Source organism: Amnibacterium endophyticum, assembly GCF_042680685.1.
Taxonomy (GTDB): Bacteria; Actinomycetota; Actinomycetes; order Actinomycetales; family Microbacteriaceae; genus Amnibacterium; species Amnibacterium endophyticum.
Genome location: NZ_JBHUEA010000011.1, coordinates 48,098 through 66,108 on the forward strand (window position 1 = coordinate 48,098; position 18,011 = coordinate 66,108).

At 73.0% G+C, this 18,011-nt stretch carries 16 protein-coding genes; 7 read left to right on the forward strand and 9 right to left on the reverse strand.

Annotated elements, in window-relative coordinates:
* Positions 1-2 precede the first annotated feature (2 nt).
* The 7 genes from ACFSBI_RS08595 (at position 3) to ACFSBI_RS08625 (ending at position 9,533) form a co-directional block, all read left to right on the forward strand.
* The gene (locus ACFSBI_RS08595) at positions 3-1,013 is read left to right on the forward strand and encodes a carbohydrate ABC transporter permease (RefSeq protein ID WP_377933994.1); all 1,011 of its coding nucleotides are present in this window, start codon (positions 3-5) and stop codon (positions 1,011-1,013) included.
* Positions 1,013-1,900, forward strand: a complete 888-nt coding sequence (locus ACFSBI_RS08600; protein ID WP_377933995.1) for a carbohydrate ABC transporter permease — start codon at positions 1,013-1,015, stop codon at positions 1,898-1,900. Before ACFSBI_RS08595 ends, ACFSBI_RS08600 begins: the two co-directional genes overlap by 1 nt.
* 2 nt (positions 1,901-1,902) lie before the next feature.
* Complete coding sequence (locus tag ACFSBI_RS08605) at positions 1,903-4,209, forward strand: beta-xylosidase/alpha-l-arabinosidase (protein ID WP_377933997.1); 2,307 nt, start codon at positions 1,903-1,905, stop codon at positions 4,207-4,209.
* 122 nt (positions 4,210-4,331) lie between these two features.
* On the forward strand, positions 4,332-5,435 hold the full coding sequence (locus ACFSBI_RS08610; RefSeq protein ID WP_377933999.1) for a zinc-binding dehydrogenase: 1,104 nt from the start codon (positions 4,332-4,334) through the stop codon (positions 5,433-5,435).
* Positions 5,436-5,480: 45 nt separating this feature from the next.
* Positions 5,481-7,214, forward strand: coding sequence for a dihydroxy-acid dehydratase (locus ACFSBI_RS08615; RefSeq protein ID WP_377934001.1), 1,734 nt, complete (start codon positions 5,481-5,483; stop codon positions 7,212-7,214).
* A complete protein-coding gene (locus tag ACFSBI_RS08620) occupies positions 7,201-8,088 on the forward strand; it encodes a fumarylacetoacetate hydrolase family protein (RefSeq protein WP_377934003.1) in 888 nt (295 codons plus the stop codon). The genes ACFSBI_RS08615 and ACFSBI_RS08620 overlap by 14 nt, the downstream gene beginning before the upstream one ends.
* The gene (locus ACFSBI_RS08625; protein WP_377934004.1) at positions 8,085-9,533 is read left to right on the forward strand and encodes an aldehyde dehydrogenase (NADP(+)); all 1,449 of its coding nucleotides are present in this window, start codon (positions 8,085-8,087) and stop codon (positions 9,531-9,533) included. The genes ACFSBI_RS08620 and ACFSBI_RS08625 overlap by 4 nt, the downstream gene beginning before the upstream one ends.
* Positions 9,534-9,612: 79 nt before the next feature.
* Here the strand turns inward: ACFSBI_RS08625 and ACFSBI_RS08630 are convergent, their stop codons facing one another.
* From ACFSBI_RS08630 to ACFSBI_RS08670, 9 genes are all read right to left on the reverse strand, one after another.
* Positions 9,613-10,473 (reverse strand): SMP-30/gluconolactonase/LRE family protein, encoded by an 861-nt coding sequence (locus tag ACFSBI_RS08630; RefSeq protein ID WP_377934006.1) that lies wholly within the window; start codon positions 10,471-10,473, stop codon positions 9,613-9,615.
* Positions 10,470-11,243 carry an SDR family NAD(P)-dependent oxidoreductase gene (locus ACFSBI_RS08635; protein WP_377934008.1) on the reverse strand — a complete coding sequence of 258 codons (774 nt, stop codon included), beginning with the start codon at positions 11,241-11,243 and terminating at the stop codon, positions 10,470-10,472. The genes ACFSBI_RS08630 and ACFSBI_RS08635 overlap by 4 nt, the downstream gene beginning before the upstream one ends.
* Positions 11,240-12,193: an aldo/keto reductase gene (locus ACFSBI_RS08640; protein WP_377934010.1), complete on the reverse strand. Its 954-nt coding sequence runs from the start codon at positions 12,191-12,193 to the stop codon at positions 11,240-11,242. Before ACFSBI_RS08640 ends, ACFSBI_RS08635 begins: the two co-directional genes overlap by 4 nt.
* Positions 12,190-13,248: an NAD-dependent epimerase/dehydratase family protein gene (locus ACFSBI_RS08645; protein ID WP_377934012.1), complete on the reverse strand. Its 1,059-nt coding sequence runs from the start codon at positions 13,246-13,248 to the stop codon at positions 12,190-12,192. The genes ACFSBI_RS08640 and ACFSBI_RS08645 overlap by 4 nt, the downstream gene beginning before the upstream one ends.
* Positions 13,249-13,325: 77 nt before the next feature.
* Positions 13,326-14,204, reverse strand: coding sequence for a TolB family protein (locus tag ACFSBI_RS08650; protein ID WP_377934014.1), 879 nt, complete (start codon positions 14,202-14,204; stop codon positions 13,326-13,328).
* 1 nt (position 14,205) lies between these two features.
* Positions 14,206-14,586: a tautomerase family protein gene (locus tag ACFSBI_RS08655; RefSeq protein WP_377934016.1), complete on the reverse strand. Its 381-nt coding sequence runs from the start codon at positions 14,584-14,586 to the stop codon at positions 14,206-14,208.
* 39 nt (positions 14,587-14,625) lie between these two features.
* A complete protein-coding gene (locus ACFSBI_RS08660; protein ID WP_377934018.1) occupies positions 14,626-15,414 on the reverse strand; it encodes a carbohydrate ABC transporter permease in 789 nt (262 codons plus the stop codon).
* Positions 15,414-16,352 carry a carbohydrate ABC transporter permease gene (locus ACFSBI_RS08665; protein WP_377934020.1) on the reverse strand — a complete coding sequence of 313 codons (939 nt, stop codon included), beginning with the start codon at positions 16,350-16,352 and terminating at the stop codon, positions 15,414-15,416. The genes ACFSBI_RS08660 and ACFSBI_RS08665 overlap by 1 nt, the downstream gene beginning before the upstream one ends.
* A gap of 42 nt (positions 16,353-16,394) precedes the next feature.
* The gene (locus ACFSBI_RS08670) at positions 16,395-17,768 is read right to left on the reverse strand and encodes an ABC transporter substrate-binding protein (protein WP_377934022.1); all 1,374 of its coding nucleotides are present in this window, start codon (positions 17,766-17,768) and stop codon (positions 16,395-16,397) included.
* Positions 17,769-18,011 lie beyond the last annotated feature (243 nt).

An 18,011-nucleotide genomic window follows, 5' to 3' on the forward strand; every position in this document is an offset into this window, starting at 1 on the left:
CCATGACGGTCGACGAGCGACTCGCCACCGGCCAGCGCTCGTCGGCACCGCGATCGACCGCCGGGGGCGGCGCAGCAGCGCCGTCCCCGGCGGGCCGCCGCCCGCGCCGCAGCGACTGGCGCGGACGGTTCGAGATCGCCGTGCTGACGGTGCCCGCCCTGGCGGTCTTCCTGACCTTCGTCGTGTTCCCGGTGGTGGCCGCGGCGTACTACGGCTTCTTCCGCTGGGCCGGCTACGGCGTGCCGACCCAGTTCGTCGGGCTGCAGAACTACATCACCATCCTCACGGACTCGACGTTCATCGACGCCGTCCGGCACAACGGCGCGATCGTCGTGCTGTCGCTGGTGCTGCAGGGTCCGATCGCGATCCTGCTGGCGCTGCTGCTGAACCGGCGCCTGCGGTTCCAGGGCGCGATCCGGGTGCTGATCTTCGTCCCGTACGTGATCTCGGAGGTCGTCGTCGGCACCGGCTGGAGCCTTATCCTGCAGACGACCGGCGCGCTGAACAGCGCGCTCGAGCAGCTCGGCCTCGGCTTCCTGCGGGCCGACTGGATCGCGAACCCGTCGATCGCGCTCTGGTCGCTCATGGCGATCATCACCTGGAAGTACATCGGCTTCGCCGTGATCCTCTTCCTCGCGGGCCTCCAGGGCATCCCGGAGGAGCTGAACGAGGCCGCGGCGATCGACGGCGCGTCCTTCTGGCAGATCCAGCGGCGCATCACGCTGCCGCTGCTCGGGCCGACGATCCGCATCTGGGCGTTCCTGTCGATCATCGGCGCGCTGCAGCTGTTCGACCTCGTCTACATCATCTGGGGCCAGTACGTCGCCTCGACCGCGGGCACCTCGACCATGGCGACCTACCTCGTCGTGAACGGCCGCAACGCCGGCAGCTACGGCTACGGCAACGCGGTCGCGGTGGTCCTGTTCCTCATCTCGCTGGTCGTCGCCCTCGCCTACCAGCGCTTCGTCCTGCGCCGCGACACCGCGGGCGCGCTGACCGGAAGGGGTCGCTGATGGCGATCACCGCTCTGCCCTCGGACGCCGTCCTCGGGCCGCGTCGCAGGAAGGGCCGGCACGGCGAGCCCGGCGCCGGGTCCAACGCGGTCGTCTACGTGGTCGCGGTCGTCGTGATCGCGCTGATGCTCGCCCCGGTGGCCTACATCGTCCTCGGCGGCTTCCGCACGAACTCGCAGATCACCACGAACCCGGCCGGCTTCCCCGGCCCGTGGGAGATCGGCAACTACCTCGACGTGCTCGGCGGGGGCCTGTTCTGGCGGCTGGTGCTGAACTCGGTGATCGTCGGCGGCTTCACGACCCTCGGCGTCGTCGTGCTCGGCCTGATGGTCAGCTTCGTGCTCGCGCGCTACGAGTTCCACCTCCGCGGCGCGATGTACGCGCTCTTCGCCGCCGGACTCATGTTCCCCGTGACCGTGGCGATCACGCCGCTCTACATCGTCGTGAAGAACCTCGGGCTCGCGAACTCCCTGGCCGGCGTGATCCTGCCGCAGATCGCCTTCGGCCTGCCGACCACCGTGATCATCCTCGTGCCGTTCCTCCGGGCCATCCCGGTCGAGCTGCAGGAGGCTGCGGAGATCGACGGCGCGAGCCGCCTCGGCTTCTTCTGGCGGATGGTGATCCCGCTCGCCGTGCCCGGCGTCGTCACGGTCGGCATCCTCGCCTTCATCGGCAGCTGGAACGCCTACCTGCTGCCGCTGTTCATCCTGAACAACCCGGACACGTTCACCCTGCCGCTCGGCGTGCAGCAGTTCTCGTCGCAGTACTCCGTCGACACGGCGCGGGTGCTCGCGTTCACCTCCCTGTCCATGCTGCCCGCACTGATCTTCTTCAGCGTGTTCCAGAGAAGGATCGTCGGGGGCCTCACCGGGGCCGTGAAGGGATGACCATGACCACGGACTCCATCGACGCGGAGGCGTACTCGGCCCGCGTGCTCGACCTGCTCGCGCGCATGACGCGGGAGGAGAAGCTGGCGCAGCTCGTCGGGTTCTGGGTCGACCAGGGCGGCGAGGTCGTCGCGCCCATGCAGGGCGAGATGGCCTCCTCGGGCGCCTACGAGGAGGCGACGCGGCACGGCCTCGGCCAGCTGACGCGCGTCTACGGCACCCGGCCGGTCGACCCGCTCGAGCGCGCCCGCTGGCTGCGCGACGAGCAGCGGCGGCTGATCGCGGAGACGCGGCTGGGCATCCCCGCGCTCGTGCACGAGGAGTGCCTGACCGGGCTCGCCGCCTGGCAGGCCGCCACCTTCCCGACGCCGCTGGCGTGGGGGGCCTCGTTCGACCCCGCGCTCGTCGAGGAGATGGCGGCGCTGATCGGCGGGTCCATGCGCGACCTCGGCGTGCACCAGGGCCTCGCGCCGGTGCTCGACGTGATCCGCGACCCGCGCTGGGGCCGCGTCGACGAGTGCATCGCCGAGGACCCGTACGTCGTCGGGACGATCGGCAGCGCCTACGTGCGCGGCCTGCAGTCCACCGGCGTCGACGCGACGCTGAAGCACTTCGTCGGCTACTCCGCCTCGCAGGCGGGGCGGAACCACGCCCCCGTGCACGCCGGGCCGCGCGAGCTGCAGGACGTGTTCCTGCCGCCGTTCGAGATGGCGCTGCGCGACGGCGGCGCCCGCAGCGTCATGAACTCCTACACGGAGATCGACGGCGAGCCGGTCGCGGGCACCCCGCGGTGGCTCACCGAGCAGCTGCGCGACGTCTGGGGCTTCGACGGCGTGGTGGTCAGCGACTACTTCGCCGTCGCGTTCCTCGCGATCATGCACCGCGTCGCCGCCGACCGCGGCGAGGCGGCGGCGCTCGCGCTGGCCGCCGGCGTCGACGTCGAGCTGCCGACTGGTGACGCCTTCCTCGCCCCGCTCGCCGAGCGGCTCGAGGCGGGGCTCGCCGACGAGGCGCTGGTCGACCGGGCCGTCCTCCGGGTGCTCGCGCAGAAGGAGGCGCACGGGCTGCTCGACGCGGACTTCGCGGCGGAGCCCGAGGCGGTGGACCTCGACTCCCCCGCCCACCGGGACGTCGCGCTGCGGCTCGCCGAGGAGTCGGTGGTGCTGCTGGCGAACCGCGACGGCCTGCTGCCGCTCCGCTCGCCCGCCCGCGTCGCGGTCCTCGGCCCGAACGCCGCCCGCGCCGAGGCGCTGATGGGCTGCTACTCGTTCGCCAACCACGTGCTCGCCCACCACCCGGACGTGCCGCTCGGCTTCGAGATCCCGGACGTGCTCGCCTCGCTGACCGCGGAGCTCGACGGCGCGGAGACCGTGTTCGCGGCCGGCTGCGCGGTCGAGGGCGACGACCGCTCGGGCTTCGACGAGGCGGTCGCCGCGGCGTCCGGCGCCGAGGTCGCGATCGTCGTGGCGGGCGACCAGGCGGGGCTCTTCGGCCGGGGCACGGTCGGCGAGGGCAACGACGCGGAGTCGCTGGACCTGCCGGGCGTGCAGCGCGAGCTGGTCGAGGCGGTCGTCGCGACCGGCACCCCGACCGTGCTCGTGCTGCTGACCGGCCGCCCGTACGCGATCGGCTGGGCGCTCGAGGGCGCTGCGGCGCCCGCCGCGGTGCTGCAGGCGTTCTTCCCGGGCGAGGAGGGCGGCACCGCGATCGCCCGCATCCTCTCCGGCGCGACGGCGCCGTCCGGCCGCCTGCCCGTGTCGATCCCCCGCGCGGCCGGCGCGCAGCCGTACTCCTACCTGCACCCGGTGCTGGGCGGTCCGTCGGAGGTGACGAGCGTCGACCCGACGCCGCCGCTCGCCTTCGGAGCCGGCCTCACCTACACGCGCTTCGAGCGCTCGGGGCTCGAGGCGGACGGCGACGTGCGCGCCGGCGGCGCCTTCACGGCGTCGGTCCGGGTGCGCAACGCCGGCGACCGGGCGGGCACCGACGTGGTGCAGCTGTACGCCCGCGACGTCGTGGCCTCGGTCACCCGGCCGGTCGCGCAGCTGCTCGCCTACGAGCGCGTGCACCTCGAGCCCGGTGAGGAGGTCGTGGTGCGCTTCCGCGTGCCGACGGCACGCCTCGCGTTCAGCGACCGCCGCCTCGTGCGCGTCGTGGAGCCGGGCGCGATCGACCTGTGGGTGGGCGGCTCCGTCGCCGAGCAGGAGACGACCGCCTCGATCGAGATCACGGGCGCCGTGCACGAGGTCGGCGCCGAGGACGAGCGCCTCGCGACGGCGGAGGTCGAGCGGGCGGTCCCCGTCGACTGATCCGGCGACCCTGCGCGGCACGCCGCAGCCGCCCTTCCGGCTGCGGCGTGCCGCGCGGGTCCCCGGTACCCTTGGGGGAAGTTGCGTCACGGCGCAGGAAAACTTTCGCAAGGAGGCGTGGGATGGAGACGATCCGAGCCGCCGTGCTGCGGGCCGTGGGCGAGCCGCTGGCCGTCGAGGAGCTGCAGCTCGACCCACCCGGTCCCGGTGAGATCCGGGTCCGCATCGAGGCCGCCGGCGTCTGCCACAGCGACCTCCACTACCTCTCCGGCGACCTGCCGGCCCGGCTGCCGATCGTCGTCGGCCACGAGGGCGCGGGCATCGTGGAGGAGCTGGGCGACGGCGTCGACCGGTTCGCCGTCGGCGACCGGGTCGCGCTGCTCTGGCGTCCCCGCTGCGGCGAGTGCGACGCCTGCGTCCGCGGGAACCCCGCCCTCTGCCGGGTCGGCCGCGTCTTCGCCGAGACGAACGGCCTCTTCGACGGCACCACGCGCCTGCACGACGGCGAGGAGCGGGTGCACCACCTGATGGGCGTGTCCTGCTTCGCCGAGCAGGTCGTGGTGTCGGCCTCGAGCGCCGTGCCGGTGCCGGACGGCGTGCCGGCCGAGGTCGCGGCGATCTCCGCCTGCGCCGTCATCACCGGCGTCGGCGCGGTGATGAACGCGGTCGACTCCGCCGCGGGCCGCCCGCTCGGGGTGCTCGGCGCCGGCGGCGTCGGCCTCGCCGCCGTGATGGGGGCCCGGCTCGTCGGCGCGGAGCCGATCGTGGTGGCCGACCTCGACCCCGTGAAGCTCGACCTCGCCCGCCGCTTCGGCGCCACGCACGTCATCGACGCGGGCCGCGAGGACGTGGTCGAGCGGGTGCGGGCGATCACCGGCGACGGCGTGCCCTGGATGATCGACGCCGTCGGCGCGCCCGCCACGATGGCGCAGTCCTTCGCCTGCCTGGCCCCCGAGGGCACGCTGGTGGCGATCGGGCTGGCCCGCGCCGGCGCGACCTTCTCGATCCCCGTCAACGAGCTCGTGCAGCGCCAGCGCCGCGTGGTCGGCGCCCTCTACGGCGCGAGCAGCCCGCGCATCGACCTGCCGCGCATCTTCGCGCTGTACCTCGCGGGCCGGCTGCCGCTCGACGACCTGATCGGCGCCCGCCGTCCCCTCGACCGCGTGAACGACGCGGTCGAGGCGCTCCGTGCGGGCGGGTCGGGCCGCGGCATCCTGACCCCCTGAGCACATGAACCCCAGCACCCACCGGCGACGACGACGGGAGAGGCGATGACGCAGCTGCGGAGTCAGCAGTGGTACGGCGGCGAGGGCCGCGACGGGTACCTCCACCGGGCCTGGATGCGGCGCGGCGTGGCGGACGACGGCTTCACGAAGCCGCAGATCGCGATCGCGAACACCGCGAGCGACCTGACGCCGTGCAACATGCACCTCGACGAGGTGTCGCTCGCCGTGAAGGCGGGGGTCGCCGAGGCGGGCGGCATCGGGCTCGACCTGCCGGTCGTCTCGCTCGGCGAGACGCTGGTGCGCCCGACGGCGATGCTCTGGCGCAACATGGCCGCGATGGCGATGGAGGAGATGTTCCGCGCCAACCCGATCGACGGCCTCGTGCTGCTCGGGGGCTGCGACAAGACGATCCCCGCGCTGCTGATGGCGGCCGCCTCCGTCGGCATCCCCGCGGTCGTCGTGCCGGGCGGCCCGATGATGAACGGGATGTTCCGCGGCAAGCGGATGGGCTGCGGCACCGGCGTCTGGCAGCTGTCCGAGGAGGTGCGCGCGGGCACCTTGTCGCAGGAGGCCTTCCTCGCCTCCGACCGCTCGATGATCCGCAGCAAGGGCCACTGCAACACCATGGGCACCGCCTCGACGATGGCGGTGATGGCGGAGGCGCTCGGCATGACGATCCCCGGGACCGCCGGCACGCCCGCGCCGGACTCGCGCCTGCTCGAGGCGGCGACCGCGACCGGTGCGCTCGCCGTCGACCTGGTGCGCGAGGGCCGCACGATCGGCGACGTGCTGACGAAGGAGGCGTTCGAGAACGCGATCGTCGCGATCGCGGCGTGCGGCGGCTCGACGAACTCCGTCATCCACCTGATGGCGATCGCGGGCCGGCTCGGCATCGAGCTGACGCTCGAGGACTTCGACCGCATCGGCGCGACGGTGCCGCTGCTCGTGAACCTGCAGCCGGCGGGCGCCTTCCTCATGGAGGACCTGTACAACGCCGGCGGGCTGCTCGCGGTGCTCGCCCAGGTGCGCGACCTGCTGCACCCCGAGCCGATCACCGTGACTGGGCGTCCGCTGGTCGACTACCTGGACGACCAGCCGATCTGGGACCCGCAGGTGATCGCCACCCGCGAGGCGCCGCTGATCCCCGCCGCGGGCGAGGGCACTGCGGGCGCCGGGATCGCGGTGCTGCGCGGCAACCTCGCCCCGAACGGCGCGATCATCAAGCCGGCCGCCGCCACCGGCGAGCTGCTCGTGCACCGCGGACGGGCCGTCGTCTTCGACTCGATCGAGGACTTCCACGCCCGCGTCGACGACCCCGACCTCGACGTCACGCCGGACTCGGTGCTGATCCTGCGCGGCTGCGGGCCGATGGGCTACCCGGGCATGCCCGAGGTGTCGAACCTGCCGCTGCCGCAGAAGATCCTCGCCACCGGCGTGCGGGACATGGTCCGCATCTGCGACGGCCGCATGTCCGGCACCGCGTACGGCACGGTCGTGCTGCACGTCTCCCCCGAGGCCGCCGCGGGCGGCCCGCTCGGGCTCGTGCAGGACGGCGACGAGATCGTGCTCGACGTGCCGAACCGCTCCCTCGTGCTCGACGTGCCGGAGGCGGAGCTCGCGGCGCGGACGCCGTCGGCGGCGCTCGTCGCCGGCTTCGCGAAGCCGACCCGCGGCTGGGAGCGGCTGTACATCGACCACGTGCAGGGTGCTGACACGGGCGCCGACCTCGACTTCCTGGTCGGCGCGAGCGGAGCGGAGGTCGCACGTGAGTCCCACTGACGTCCCCGAGGGCGCGATCCGGCGCGTCGGGCTGCCGGACGGGAGCACCCGCTGGACGGTGCGCCGCGACGGCGCCGACCACCTGCTGGAGGACGGCCTCGCCGACCTCCTCGCGCTGCCGCGGGCCGAGGCGCGCGCCCGGCTCGAGGCCGCCGACCACCCGCTCGAGCCCGGCTCCCGCGTGCTCGCGCCGGTCGACCGGCAGGAGGTCTGGGCCTCCGGCGTCACCTACGCCCGCAGCCGGGACGAGCGGATGGCCGAGTCGACGGAGGCGTCGGTCTACGACCGCGTGTACGCGGCGGAGCGCCCCGAGCTGTTCTTCAAGGCGCCGGCCTGGCGCGTCGTGGCACCCGGCGACGCGATCGGGGTCCGCGCCGACTCGGGCTGGGACGTGCCGGAGCCCGAGCTCGCGCTCGTCTTCGACGCGGCCGGCGAGCTGTTCGGCTACGTGGCCGGGAACGACGTCTCGAGCCGGTCGATCGAGGGCGAGAACCCGCTGTACCTGCCGCAGGCGAAGGTCTACGAGGCCGCATGCGCCCTCGGCCCGGCGATCGTCCCCGCGTGGGCCGTCGACGGCCCCTTCCCGATCCGCCTCGAGATCGAGCGGGACGGCGCGGCCGTCTTCCGCGGGGACACGACCACCGCGGACCTGACGCGCTCGGCGGAGGACCTGGGCGCCTGGCTGTTCGCCGCGATGCCGTTCCCCGACGGGGTCGTGCTGCTGACCGGCACCGGCATCGTGCCGGACGAGTCGTTCTCGCTGACCGCGGGCGACGTCGTCCGGGTCGCGATCGAGGGCGTCGGCGTGCTCGAGAACCCCGTGCGCGCCGTGGGGAGGGACCTCCGGGGCGGGACCGGGAGGATGGAGCGATGACGGACACCGCACCGGCCGAGCTCGACGCCCTCCTCGATGCGGCGGTCGCCGCAGCCGCCGTGCTGCGCGACCGCCCGCTGACGGAGCGCGCCGCGTGGCTGCGCGCCGCCGCCGAGGCGCTCGACGCGGACGCGGAGGCGCTGCTGCCGCTGGCGGAGGAGGAGTCGCACCTCCCCCGCCCCCGCCTGACCGGCGAGCTGGCCCGGACGACGTTCCAGCTGCGGCTCTTCGCCGACGAGGTCGAGACCGGCGCCTTCCTCGATGCGGTGATCGACCACGCCGACCCCGACTGGGGCATGGGCCCGCGGCCGGACCTGCGTCGCATGCTCGTTCCGCTCGGCCCCGTGGCCGTGTGGGCGGCGAGCAACTTCCCGTTCGCGTTCTCGGTCGCGGGCGGCGACACGGCGTCCGCGCTCGCCGCAGGCTGCCCCGTCCTGCTCGTCGCGCATCCCGGCCACCCGCGGCTGTCGGAGCGCACCGCCCGCGTGCTCCGCGATGCGCTGACCGCCGCCGGCGCCCCGGACGGCGTGTTCGCCCTCGTCGAGGGCCAGGACGCCGGGCGCACGCTGATCCAGGACCCGCGGGTCACCGCGGGGGCGTTCACGGGTTCGCTGCGCGGCGGCCGCGCCCTCTTCGACCTCGCCGCCGGCCGGGAGGCGCCGATCCCCTTCTACGGCGAGCTCGGCAGCACGAACCCCGCCGTCGTGACCCGCGGCGCCGCGGGAGCGCGCGCGGCGGAGATCGCGGAGGGCTTCGCGGGCTCGATGAGCCTCGGCGTCGGCCAGTTCTGCACGAAGCCGGGCGTGCTGCTCGTTCCCGCGGGCTCCGAGGTGCCCGCGCTCGTCGCCGAGCGACTCGGCGCGATGGCGGGCGCACCGATGCTGAACGGACGCATCCGGGACGGATACGGGCAGGCGCTCGAGGCGCTCGCCGCCCACGAGGTGGTGGAGGTGCTCGCGGGCTCCGTCGACCCCGACGCGGACCCCGCCCCGACGCTGCTGCGCACGAGCGCCGCGGAGGTCGTGGCCGACCCGCGCCCGCTGACGGCCGAGGTGTTCGGCCCCGCCGCACTCGTCGTGGAGTACGCGGACGACGCCGAGCTGCTCGACGCCGTCCGCGCCTTCGAGGGGCAGCTGACCGCGACGGTGCACGGCGAGCCCGACGAGCAGGTCGTGCCCGCGCTGCTCGACACGCTGTCGGAGCGCGCCGGCCGCGTGCTCTGGGGCGGCTGGCCGACCGGGGTGACCGTGTCGTACGCGCAGCAGCACGGCGGCCCCTACCCGGCGACGACCGCGGTCGGCACGACGAGCGTCGGCACCGCGGCGATGGAGCGCTTCCTCCGCCCCGTCGCCTACCAGGGCCTCCCGGACGCCCTGCTGCCGCCGCCGCTGCGCGACGGCAACCCGTGGGCCGTCCCCCAGCGCATCGACGGCACCCGCCCCTGACCTCCCCGACCTCGCTCGTATCGCGATTCGAGCCGCCTCGCAGCGATGCAGGCGGCTCGAATCGCGCTACGAACAGGGGTCAGACGGCGGAGCGGTGCGGGTGGGCGCCGGTGACGCCCGGCTCGACCGCGAAGATCGAGCCCGCCTCGGGCTCGACCTCGCCCTCGGGCAGGCCGTCGCGCGAGGTCGTGATGTAGAGGGTGCGGAGGTCGGGGCCGCCGAACGTGCACGACGTCACGTTGCGGCAGGGCAGCTCGACGACCTCGGTCAGCGTGCCGTCCGGGTCGTAGCGGCGCACCGCGCCGCCGCCCCAGAACGCGACCCAGAGCCCGTCCTCCTCGTCGATCGCCATCCCGTCTGACTGCCCCTCGCCGTCGGCGAACGAGACCACGGTCGACCGGTCGCCGAAGGCCCCGGTCGCCCCGTCGAACGGGTAGCGCGAGATGCGGCCGGTCGGGGTGTCGCTGTAGAAGGCGGTAGCGCCGTCCGCCGACCACTGGAGCCCGTTCGAGATCGTCACCCCGGTCAGCGCGGCGGCCATGCCGCCCTCGGCGTCGAACCGCCAGAGGGTGCCCGCACCGGTCGTCACGTCGTAGGCCATCGTGCCGATGTAGAGCCGGCCCTGCGGGTCGCAGCCTCCCTCGTTCATCCGGATCGCGGGGTCGTCGAGGGCGTGGCGCTCGTCGCCGACCGGGCGCAGCTCGTCGTCGAGCCGCTGCAGCCCGTGCTCGCGGGCGAGCACCAGCCCGCCGTCGAGCCGGCGCCGCAGGACGGCCGCGACCCCGCCGTACTCGTGCCGCACCGGCTCGCCGTCGGCGCCGAGCTCGACGACCGCGCCGGCGAGCATGTCGACGGAGAGGAGCCGCTCGCGCTCCTCGTCCCAGAACGGACCCTCCCCGTGGAAGGCCACCACGTCCGTCACCCTGGTCAACGCGGTCACATCCACCCTCCGTCCACGACCCACTGCTGCGCGGTGCAGGATCGCGAGTCGTCGGCAGCCAACCACAGCAGCATGCGAGCCACGTCGTCGGGCATCAGGTGCTGCGGGAGGCACTGGTTGCGCGCGATCGACTCCTCCGCCTCGGGCGTCACCCAGTCGGCGAGCTGCCGCTCCGTCATGATCCAGCCGGGGATGATGCAGTTCACCCGGATCGCCCACGGCCCGTACTCGCGGGCGAGGGTGCGGGTGAGCCCCTCGACCCCCGCCTTCGCGGTGATGTAGCCGGGCAGGTCCATCAGGTCGATGTGCGCGCTGATCGAGCCGAGGTTCACGATGGAGCCGCCGCCCGCGTCGCGCATGCCGGGTGCGACCGCCTGGGCGGCGAAGAAGTGGTGGCGCACGTTCACCGCCATCCGGTCGTCCCAGAGCGCCTCGTCCATCTCGGCGACCTTGTCGCGGTGGTCGTTCGCCGCGTTGTTCACGAGCACGCGGATGACGCCCAGCTCGCCGGCGACCCGGCCGATCGCGGCCCGCAGCGCGGGCACGTCGCGGACGTCGCACTCGAGGAAGCGGACCTCGGCGCCGCCCGCCGCCAGGCGCTGCTCGAGGGCCCGGCCGCGCTCGACGTCGAGGTCGACGAAGCCGACCCGCGCTCCCTGCCCGGCGAGCTGCTCGACGAACTCGGCGCCGAGGCCGGACGCGCCGCCGCTGACGAAGGCGGTGCGCCCGGCGAGGCTCGGGTAGGTCGCCCAGCCCCCCTCGGCGCTCATGCGGGCAGGACGGAGCCGGCCGGCGCGAGCGCGTCGAGCTCGGCCCAGAGGCCGTCCGGGATCGGGACCTGCGCCAGCCGCACGGTCGCCTCGATCCGCTCCGGCGACGACATCCCGACCACGGTCGAGTGGATCGACGGGGAGCGCATCGAGAACTGCAGCGCGGCGGCCGCGAGCGGCACCCCGGCCTCGTCGCACGCCCGGGCCATCGCGCGGGCCGCATCGGCGAACACGTCCCCGCGCTCGCCGTAGGCGTACTTCGACTGCACGTCCGGGCCCTTCACCAGCATCCCGCCGCCGTACGGCGCGGCGTTCAGCACGCCGATCCCGGCGGCGGCCGCGCGCTCGAACAGCGGCCCGGCGGAGCGGTCGAGCAGCGTGTACCGGTTGTGGTTCAGCACGACGTCGAACGCGCCGGTGTCGAGGTAGCGCTGCATGAGGTCGACCGGGCCGCCCGCGACGCCGAGCGCGTCGACGAGGCCCTCCTCGCGCAGCCGCACGAGCGCCTCCACCGGCCCGCCCGGTGCGACGCCGTCCTCGAAGGCGATCCGCTCGGGGTCGTGCAGGTGCAGCAGCGGCACCCGGTCGACGCCGAGCCGCTCGAGGCTCTCCTCGAACGAGCGCCGCACCCGGTCCCCCGAGAAGTCCTCGGAGCCGGGCGCCGGGTCGGCCTTCGTCGCGAGCACGACGCCGTCGGGCACCCCGCCGGCGCGGCGCACGGCGATCCCGATCCGCTGCTCCGCCTCACCGTGCTCGCCGTACCCGTTGGAGGTGTCGACGAACGTGAGCGGGCCGGCGAATGCGGCCTCGACGGTCGCGACCGCGCGCTCCTCGGGCACCTCGTACCCGTAGAGGAACGCCATCGACGCGAGCGGGCTGGTGCCGACGCAGATCGACGGGACCGCGATGCCCGTGCGGCCGAGCGGGCGCGGGTCGAGCCCGGGCGTCACGCCTGCACCGCCGCGGGCGCGTGCGCCTCGAACACCTCGCGGCTCGCGTGGTACGCCGTCACGAGGCGCTCGAGCACGGCGTCGGTCGTCGGGTCCGCCGCGGTCTGCTCGGGGTGCGCCTCCCGCCAGGCCAGCAGCCGGCGGATCGCCCGGTGGAAGGTGAGGCGCTGTCCGAAGGCCGGTACGAAGCGCTTGATCTTGCTGTTGTCGAACACCGCGCTGTGGGACAGGTCGCCGACGAGCAGCTCGGACCAGAACCAGTCCGGCGCCACCACCGGGTACAGCTCGCTCGGCACGTGGACGAGCTTCGCGGGGACCCCGAGCGCGTCGGCGATCGCGGTGTGGACCTGGTCCCAGGTCCACACGTCGTCGCCCGTGATGTGGAAGGTCTCCCCGATCGCGCGCGGGTTGCCGAGCAGCCCGACGAGCCCGACCGCGAAGTCCTCCGCGTGCGTGAGCGTCCAGAGCGAGGTGCCGTCGCCGTGCACGGGCACCTCGGCGCCCCGGGCGATCCGGTCGATCACGGTCCAGTCCCCCGCGAGCGGCGGGTTCGCGTCGTCGTAGGTGTGCGACGGGCGCACGATCGTCATCGGGAAGCCGTGCTCCGCGAACGCCTCGTGCATCACGTCCTCCGCCCGTAGCTTCGCCCGCGCGTAGGAAAGGAAGCGGTTGTGCGTCGGCGTCGACTCGGTGATCGGCGTCTGCAGCACCGGCTTGCCGTACACGGACGCCGAGGAGATGTACACGTACTGGCGGGTCAGCGGCCCGAGCACGCGCACGGCGCGCTCCGCGTCCTCCCGGTCGTAGGAGAGGAAGTTCACGATCGCGTCGAACGAGCGGCCCTCGAGCGCCGCGGTGAGCGACGCCTCGTCCGTCACGTCGCCGGTGATCGACTCGACGCCGTCCGGGAGCGTGCGCCCCTTGGCGTTGTTGCCGCGGTTCAGCACCGCCACCCGCATGCCGCTCTCCACGGAGAGCCGCACGCACGAGGCGCTGATGGTGCCCGTGCCTCCGATGTAGAGGACGGACAGCGCCGCCTCGTCCCGCTCCAGCATGGTCCTGCCTTCCTGCCGGGCACCCGCCCGGCGTCTGCTCGCGGCCCCGACGCCCGAGGCCGCCTGCTCGTGGGGCCTCAGCCCTCGATCGGGTACGACACGTAGGCGAAGCGCCGCGAGTCCGGAGCCCAGCTGTTCACGTTGATCGTGCCCTGGCCGCCCGGGATCCGGATGCGCTCGCGGGGGGCGCTCCAGTCGTCCACGTCGACCACGACGAGGGCGACGTCCCTGTCGGCGGGGTGGCCGAGCGTGCCGGCCGGGAACTCGATGTAGACGGCCGTGCGACCGTCCGGCGACAGGTGCGGGAACCAGTCGACGGTCCCGCTCGTGACGAGCCGCTCGACCTCGCCGCCGCCGTCGGGCACGCGCGCCAGCTGGGCGTGGCCGGGCTCGCTCGCCCACCGCTCGGTGTTGAAGTAGAGCCAGGCGCCGTCCGGCGACCACTCCGGGCCGTCGATGTGCCCCTCGCCCGTGTCGACGATCTCGGAGTCCCCGCCGTCGGCGCCGATCACCGCGAGGCGGCCCGGCTCGTCGAACGAGGCCATGCGCACGTAGGCGAGGCGCCGCCCGTCCGGCGAGACGCCGTGCAGGAAGTGCCAGACGCCCTCGTCCCGGGTGACGCGGTGCGCATGGCCGCCGCCGATCGGCGCGCGGTGGATGTGGCCGTCCATCGCGGAGAGGAACAGGTGCTGCCCGTCCGGGTCGAGCACGTGATCGTTGTTGATCTCGGGCAGGTCCTCGTGCGCGATGCGCTCGGGCTCCGCGCCCGCCTCCGGCGCGAGCGACAGCAGCACCCCGTCGCCGTTCAGCAGCAGGCGCGAGCCGTCCGCCGACCAGTTCGGCGCCTCGAGCAGCACGTCCGCGCTCTCGTGCACCACGACGTCCTCGCCGGTGACCGCGTCGTGGACGTGCACCCGGGCGCGCTGCCCCGGCTTCAGCGTGCGGAAGTGGGCCACCTCAGCCCTCGGCCGCGACGTGCTCGGCGGTGGCGAGCGGGTACCAGGCGGCGCCGTGCACCTCGAGGAAGTCGAGCATCACGTCGTCGCGCTTCACCCCGACCTTCTCGAGCTCGTCGACGATGCCCGCCATGCCGGCCTGCTTCTGCTCGTCGGTGTAGCCGACCTGCGCCAGCAGCTCGATGAAGATGATGTCGTCGCGCTGGACGCCCGGGAAGGTCCGGTTGAAGACGAGCTCGCCCGGCTGGTGCAGGCGGAAGCTCTGGAACAGGTCCCACTCGGGCATCTCGAGGCCCTTCACCATGCCGGCGAGGATCGCGCGGCTGTACTCCTCGAGGTGCGGGCGGTGGTGCTCGTGCAGATCGATCCGGGCGTGCGGCATGGCGGTCCTTCCGTCAGGGGTGGTTCGGGGTCGATGCGGCTACTTCAGCGCGCCGGCCGCGAGGCCGCGCTCGAAGAACCGCTGCAGGAAGATGTAGGCGATCACGACGGGCAGCCCGGTGAGGACGGCCGCGGCGAGCACCTTGGTCTGGTCGTTGTTGTACTGGCCGACGAAGAACGACGGCACCAGCGTGATCGTCTGCTGGTCGGGGGTCTGCAGGAACAGCAGGGCGAGCAGGAACTCGTTCCACGAGTTGATGAAGACGAGCACCAGCACCGCCGCCATGATCGGCCGGGTCAGCGGCAGCAGCACGCTCCAGAAGACACGGATCACCCGTGCCCCGTCGACGCGGGCCGCCTCGATCAGCTCGCTCGGCACCCCGTCGACGAAGTTCCGGGCGAGCAGGGTCGTGAACGGGATCTGCAGGGCGGCGACCGGGATGATCACGGCCCAGAGCGTGTTGTAGGCGCCGATGCGCGTGATGGTCGCGAACAGCGGCGCGATCAGCACCACCCCGGGCAGGGTGAGGCAGATCAGCAGCAGCCAGAACCACACCTCCTTGAACCGGATGTGCAGCTTGGAGAAGCCGAACGCCGCCGTCATGGTGCAGGCCATCACGATGACGATGACCGCCGCCGAGATCAGCGCGCTGTTGATGAAGAACTTCGGCAGCACCGGCAGCGACAGCACGGTCGCGTAGTTGCCCCAGCCGAGCCCCTCCAGCGAGCCCGCCACCATCGCGTAGAGCGGGAAGACGAACGGCACCACGAGCACCGTGAGCAGGATCTGCAGCCCGATGCGGGTCCGCAGGCGTCGCGTCTCGAACATCAGGCGCTCCCCTCCTTCCGGCGCGAGCCGACCTGGATCAGCACCGCGGTGCCGACGGCGAGGACGAGCAGGACGATCGAGAACGCGGCGCCGAGCCCGACGTCCGAGAACCCGACGCTGATCCGGTAGATCCGCGTGCCGAGGAACTCGGTGGCGTAGGTCGGCCCGCCGCCCGTGATGAGGAACGGGATGTCGAAGGTCTTCAGCGAGCCGATGGCGGACAGGATCGCGATCGCGACGGTCGTGCCGCGCACGGACGGCCAGACGATCGAGGTGACCACCCGCAGGTCGCCCGCCCCGTCGATGCGCGCCGCCTCCACCATCTCCGGCGAGATCTGCCCGATCGCGGCGAAGTAGAGGATGAAGACGATGCCCGTCGACTGCCAGATCTGCACCGACATGATGATGATCAGCGCGATCGTGCCGTTCGCGAACCAGGGCTGCGTGAAGGCGCCGAGCCCGACGCCGTCGAGCAGCTGGTTCAGGGTGCCGCCCGGGGCGTAGATCTGCCGGAAGACCGGCGCCGTGGTCGCCGGGGCGAGCACGACCGGGATGAAGATCAGCACCTTGTAGAGCGTCTTCGCGTACAGCCGCGAGTGCAGCAGGCAGGCGAGCACGATGCCGAGCGCCACCTGCACGGTGAAGGTGACGACGTAGAAGGCCGCGGTGTTGCCGAGGGCCCGCCAGAAGATCGGGTCCTGGAACATCTGCACGTAGTTCGCGAGGCCGATCTGGCGCTGCAGCGGGGACGCGCCGTCCCAGTCGAGCGTCGAGAGGTAGCCCGTGTAGCCGATGCAGTAGTAGAGGACGCCCACCGAGACGACGAGCGCCGGCAGGATCCAGGGCAGGCCGGGGGTGCGGTAGAGACCGCGCCGGCGGCGCGACGACCTCTCGGTCGCCACGCCGGCCGGGTTGTTGGTCGGAGCCGTCGTCGTCATGAGCGACGGCTCCGCGCGGCGGACCTCGTCCGGGTCACCGGGTCAGCCCTGCGAGTCGGCGACGGACTGCAGGTCGTTCGCGACGTCCTGCGGCGACCGGTTGCCGTTCACCATCGCCTGGCTGGCGTCGATCACCGCCTGGCTCAGCTCCGCGGTCAGGGTCGTGCCGTAGCGCGGGTCGAGCTTCTCGTCGAGCGCGCTGGCGAGCTGCTCGAGCTCGGGCCGCTGCACCTCGGGGTCGACCAGGTCGATCGAGTCGAAGTCCGGCGAGACGCCCTTCAGCGTCGCGACCGCGTCGAGGTTCGACACGACCGCCTCCTGACCCTTCTGGGTGTGTCCCATCCACAGGGCGAAGGTCGTCGCCGCGTTGCGGTTCGGGCTCTTCGCGTTCACGGAGTGGCCCGCGTCCACGTCGGAGAAGATCGTCGACGGGTTGCCCTTGCCGGCGACGTCCGGGAACGGGATCGGCACCTGCACGAGCTGGTCGCCGCCGGTCTCGCCGGCGCCCTCGAGCGCGGCCGCGAGGTTCTTCTTCACCGCGTACTGCGCGTACCAGGTGCCCATCTGGACCATCGGCACGTCGCCGGAGAGGAAGGCGTTGTTCACGTCGGGGTACTGCATGTACCCGACGGAGCCCTTGTCGAGGATGCCGTCGGCCTGCATCTTGCGCAGGATGCCGAACGCCTCGACGAAGCCGGGGTCGTTCCACTTCGCCTCACCGGCGAGGGCGCGTGCCCAGAGGTGCGGCTCGACGCTGTCGACGATGGAGTGCATCGTGTCGACGATGAAGCCCGCGCTGCCCGCCATGCCCTCGCGGAAGCAGCCGAGGCCGTTGTCGCGGAAGGTCTTGCAGACCGACACCCAGTCGTCGTAGGTCTTCGGCGGCTGCACCTTGTACTTGTCGAAGGTGTCCTTGTTGATCCACATGATCCCGGCGCCGACCCGCGCCCACTGCCCGGCGACCAGGCGGTCGTCGATCGTGAAGGCCTTCGTGCCGCCGTCGAACACCTTGGACTTCCAGTCGTCGCCGAGCAGCTTCTCGATGGCCGGCGTGAGGTCGGTCGCGTACGGCGCGAACGTCTGCGCGGAGAAGGAGCCGGTGGCGTTCACCGAGAACACGTCCGGGCCGTCGTTCGACGCGAGCGCCGGGCGCAGGATCGCCGCGTAGTTGTCGATCGGCACCTTGCGGTAGTTGACCTTGATGTCCGGGTAGTCGTTGTTGAAGGCCGCGATCTCGGCCTCGGCGACGTTGTTGTCGGGAGTCCAGCTCCACCAGGTGATCTCGCCGCTCGTGGCCGAGCCGCCGTCGCCGCTGCCGCCGTCGCCGCTGCAGCCGGTGAGGCCCGCAGCGATCAGCGCGGCGCCTGCGGCGGCGGCCGCGAGCGACCTGCGCTTCGAGTGTGAGGAGAACCGCATCGTCATCCATCCGTTCGGGGGTGTGGACGAGGCGTCTGGCGCCACGTCCCTGTGGCTGTGCGGGGCGAGCCTAGGTTCGCGGCGACCGACATAGCAACACTTGCGAACGAAAGATTTCGTCCGTGACCGAGTCGTGATGTGCGACAGGTCGCGAAAGCGGGGGGGTGCCTCCGAGCATGCCGAGGATGCGCGGCCGGCGGAAGGCCTCGACCTCGACCGTGCACGCGATGCACCGCTGCCCGA

Bases quoted from the DNA above. Each gene is read 5' to 3' on its own strand.
- ACFSBI_RS08660 (WP_377934018.1), bottom strand. From the start codon at position 15,414: ATGTTCGAGACGCGACGCCTGCGGACCCGCATCGGGCTGCAGATCCTG.
- ACFSBI_RS08635 (WP_377934008.1), bottom strand. From the start codon at position 11,243: ATGAGCGCCGAGGGGGGCTGGGCGACCTACCCGAGCCTCGCCGGGCGC.
- ACFSBI_RS08670 (WP_377934022.1), bottom strand. From the start codon at position 17,768: ATGCGGTTCTCCTCACACTCGAAGCGCAGGTCGCTCGCGGCCGCCGCC.
- ACFSBI_RS08600 (WP_377933995.1), top strand. From the start codon at position 1,013: ATGGCGATCACCGCTCTGCCCTCGGACGCCGTCCTCGGGCCGCGTCGC.
- ACFSBI_RS08595 (WP_377933994.1), top strand. From the start codon at position 3: ATGACGGTCGACGAGCGACTCGCCACCGGCCAGCGCTCGTCGGCACCG.
- ACFSBI_RS08615 (WP_377934001.1), top strand. From the start codon at position 5,481: ATGACGCAGCTGCGGAGTCAGCAGTGGTACGGCGGCGAGGGCCGCGAC.
- ACFSBI_RS08625 (WP_377934004.1), top strand. From the start codon at position 8,085: ATGACGGACACCGCACCGGCCGAGCTCGACGCCCTCCTCGATGCGGCG.
- ACFSBI_RS08610 (WP_377933999.1), top strand. From the start codon at position 4,332: ATGGAGACGATCCGAGCCGCCGTGCTGCGGGCCGTGGGCGAGCCGCTG.
- ACFSBI_RS08665 (WP_377934020.1), bottom strand. From the start codon at position 16,352: ATGACGACGACGGCTCCGACCAACAACCCGGCCGGCGTGGCGACCGAG.
- ACFSBI_RS08655 (WP_377934016.1), bottom strand. From the start codon at position 14,586: ATGCCGCACGCCCGGATCGATCTGCACGAGCACCACCGCCCGCACCTC.
- ACFSBI_RS08605 (WP_377933997.1), top strand. From the start codon at position 1,903: ATGACCACGGACTCCATCGACGCGGAGGCGTACTCGGCCCGCGTGCTC.
- ACFSBI_RS08645 (WP_377934012.1), bottom strand. From the start codon at position 13,248: ATGCTGGAGCGGGACGAGGCGGCGCTGTCCGTCCTCTACATCGGAGGC.